General features: G+C 49.2%; 5 protein-coding genes. 3 read left to right on the top strand and 2 right to left on the bottom strand.

All coding sequences use genetic code 11. The features are described 5' to 3' along the window. Positions 1-373, top strand: a 373-nt coding sequence (locus B9Y90_RS27735; protein ID WP_441302669.1) for a hypothetical protein, incomplete at its 5' end; no start/stop codon positions are given. A 335-nt stretch (positions 374-708) separates the two neighbouring features. On the opposite strand, the gene B9Y90_RS25770 is transcribed toward B9Y90_RS27735, so the two are convergent. After that, entirely contained in the window at positions 709-1,125 is a 417-nt protein-coding gene (locus B9Y90_RS25770; protein WP_085543116.1) for a helix-turn-helix domain-containing protein, read from the bottom strand. A gap of 501 nt (positions 1,126-1,626) precedes the next feature. Here B9Y90_RS25770 and B9Y90_RS25765 point away from each other — a divergent pair. Then, positions 1,627-1,938, top strand: a complete 312-nt coding sequence (locus B9Y90_RS25765) for a helix-turn-helix domain-containing protein (RefSeq protein ID WP_085543115.1) — start codon at positions 1,627-1,629, stop codon at positions 1,936-1,938. 27 nt (positions 1,939-1,965) lie between these two features. Continuing rightward, positions 1,966-2,715, top strand: a complete 750-nt coding sequence (locus B9Y90_RS25760) for an SDR family oxidoreductase (protein WP_085543114.1) — start codon at positions 1,966-1,968, stop codon at positions 2,713-2,715. A gap of 93 nt (positions 2,716-2,808) precedes the next feature. Here the strand turns inward: B9Y90_RS25760 and B9Y90_RS27730 are convergent. Then, positions 2,809-2,910 (bottom strand): hypothetical protein (locus B9Y90_RS27730; protein WP_441302670.1); only part of this gene is annotated, 102 nt, incomplete at its 5' end.

The raw sequence follows: 2,910 nt of genomic DNA, 5'->3' as shown, positions 1-2,910 counted from the left end.
ATTCAATGTTCTGTGTCCATTATCCGGAAAAATAGTGGACATTATCGTTACCTGGATGAGTCAGCTTATCCAGACGTCGCTGACGGGGCGCTTACGGAAAAATAGTGGCATCCCGATAAGAGAATGCTTGCCATGCGAAGCTCGTCGCCCGTTCCAGATATTAATTGCATATTGGGTTTGCAACTCGATATACAGCTCAGAATGCAGCGCGCCGACTTTCATTTCTTTTTTGTCTGGCATGATAGTCCATCCGTTAAGCGTTAGCGAGATGGGCATAGTCAAGGATGATTTTCTGTGGCACAACAGAAAACTGTTTATCGAAGATGGAGAATTTAATCGTGCAATTTTCAACAAGAAAAATTACTGTGACTGACTGTGAAGCATGGCCAACATGTTTGTGTGAAGCATAGCGTGTTGGTAGTGCCAACACGGTATAACCTGTGGCCTGAAAAGAACGTCACAAAATCTCAGCCATCACTTGAGCGTTGGCGAAAAAGAGGATTTTTGGGTAAAAAACTGACATAACTAACTGAGAATTGCATCTGAACCTTGAGCGGGTCACAGATGATCTACTATCAACAAGTCCTGCTAGGACATGGCCAGAAAAGCCCACGTATGGATATGATTGAAAGATATAGTAACTAACTTTTAGTGATCAGTCTTAAAACGCTTTCATTGCCCTCAATACCAAAAAAGTAATCTTTTGATTTATCTACCGTTATCACCACTATCATTATGAATCAATTCCATTTGTCGAATCACACTTGCTAATACACGCTTTAGTACTCGCCCTCGCTGAGCTGGAGCCATGTATTTGAATAAACTGTTTAACAATTCCAGATCTTTTTCCATACTGGATACATCATCTTTATGGCAGATAACCCCTTCCTCATCTCCTAAAAACCAGCCAGCCTTAATTTCCATTCCCGAAGCAAGCTTACGCAGTTGCAGTATGCTGGGAGTAGATTCCCCCTTTAGGTAGCTTCGTATAGTTGAATTGGGTATACCGGTTTTATCAACTAAAGAACTGACGGTGTCTTCAGAAATCGCCATCGCTTCAGCGAGGCGAGGGCCGAACTGAAAAGTGCTATCTTGATCGGAAAAGTGAATATCTTTTTTAGACATTAGACGCCATCATTTAGTAATTGATTGATTTAATTGTGTTATTTTTTAATGGATCACATTATCTCGTTAAAAAATAAACCTTGATTTCACAAGATGATGTGATATCCTGTTTGTATAGATTGCAGCCTCATGCTTACTGCAAACATAACTCTTGAGCATTGCATATTCATGGCAATTTTGCCACGGGTTCGCTCGCCCTGAAAACAGTGGGCTTTGGAAAATCCGTAGCCAGCATGGGTCAGAAACCGAACGGTAGAAATGGGCCTTTCCTGAGCCTCACGCGCAAAAGACCTGCACATCCTCTCTTTGTCCGATAACAGCGCCGCCCCCAAACGTTTATTCGGATGACATGTTGGGTAGACAACCAGAATTCTACTCACGGCGATGCGACTTCACTTTTTCTTTGCCGCCGAAAAGCGACACTTGTAGACAGACTGATTTCGATGTTCACGCGCCACGGACGGTTCTTACTCTGCTATCCCGACAACTGAGGTAACCGCAATGAGTAATCAAGACTGGCACCCGGCCGATATCATCGCTGCTCTCCATAAACGCGGCACCAGCGTGGCCGCCGTGTCCCGTAGGGCAGGTCTCGCTTCCGCAACACTCGGCAATACCCTGAAGCGCCCATGGCCAAAAGGTGAGTGGCTGATTGCCCACGCGCTCGGCCTGCATCCCGCCCGTATCTGGCCCAGTCGCTATGACCTTAAGGGCGCCCGGCGTCATCCCCGTAATCCCCTGCCACCCGAAACCCAAATTCAGGCAGATCACTATGCACGACCAGCCCCACAGACATCACCATCAATAAGTTAACGACTCACACTATGACGGAGTTTACTGATGAAAAGTCTTCCTCTTTGTACGCCTTGCTCGCTGCAGGGTAAAGTTGCGGCCATCACAGGAGCCGCCTCCGGTATCGGACTGGCCTGCACCCATGCTTTACTGGCCGCCGGGGCCCGCGTGATTATGGTTGACAGAGATGAGCCTGCACTCCAGGCCCATGCCCGAACGCTCGGCAACAATGTCCTTCCCCTGCACCTTGATATCACCGTACCTGAACAGGTCGAGACGCTACTCGACCGTATGCTCACTCTTGCCGGAAGACTGGACATCTTTCATGCCAACGCCGGGCTTTACACCGGCGGCCCGTTTGTTGATACAGACCCGATGGCGATGGAACGCATGCTAAACCTGAACGTGAATGCTACTTTCCGGTGTATTCACGTCATCCTTCCCCATTTTATCGCACAACAGGCCGGCGACATTCTGATCACCAGTTCGGTCGCCGGTGTCGTACCGGTTGTCCATGAGCCCGTGTATACCGCGTCAAAATTTGCGGTACAGGGATTCGTTCATAGCTTACGCCGTCAGCTTTATCCGCAAGGTATTCGTGTCGGGGCAATACTGCCTGGTCCGGTTAATACGGCGCTGCTGAAGGACTGGCCTGCCGCCAAACAACAGGAAGCACTTGATGCTGGCAGTCTGCTACAGCCAGAAGACGTTGCAGAGGCAGTGCTGTTTATGTTGTCCCGCCCGGGGCATGTTACCGTTCGCGATCTGGTGATCCTGCCGGGAAATGTGGATCTCTGACTCGTGACCATGGGATAAACGGGTCTTTATCCACCTCGACAAATGTGGGCCATAGATTGACATCCTCCCCGCCCTAAAGGGCGAGGATTCCTACTACGCGCAAACCAGGGTCTGAGTCGTTTCGGTGGGTTCCTGCTTCATCGAGCGGCCTAAAGCTGCCATCTCCCCACAGGCTAACGCGGCGTGCCCCGCCGC

The organism is Cedecea sp. NFIX57, from assembly GCF_900177785.1.
Classification (GTDB): Bacteria; Pseudomonadota; Gammaproteobacteria; order Enterobacterales; family Enterobacteriaceae; genus Cedecea; species Cedecea neteri_C.
Note: the sequence above shows the minus strand (reverse complement) of the source record. Positions and strands in the feature narration are given on the sequence as shown.

Bases quoted from the DNA above. Each gene is read 5' to 3' on its own strand.
- B9Y90_RS25770 (WP_085543116.1), bottom strand. From the start codon at position 1,125: ATGTCTAAAAAAGATATTCACTTTTCCGATCAAGATAGCACTTTTCAG.
- B9Y90_RS25765 (WP_085543115.1), top strand. From the start codon at position 1,627: ATGAGTAATCAAGACTGGCACCCGGCCGATATCATCGCTGCTCTCCAT.
- B9Y90_RS25760 (WP_085543114.1), top strand. From the start codon at position 1,966: ATGAAAAGTCTTCCTCTTTGTACGCCTTGCTCGCTGCAGGGTAAAGTT.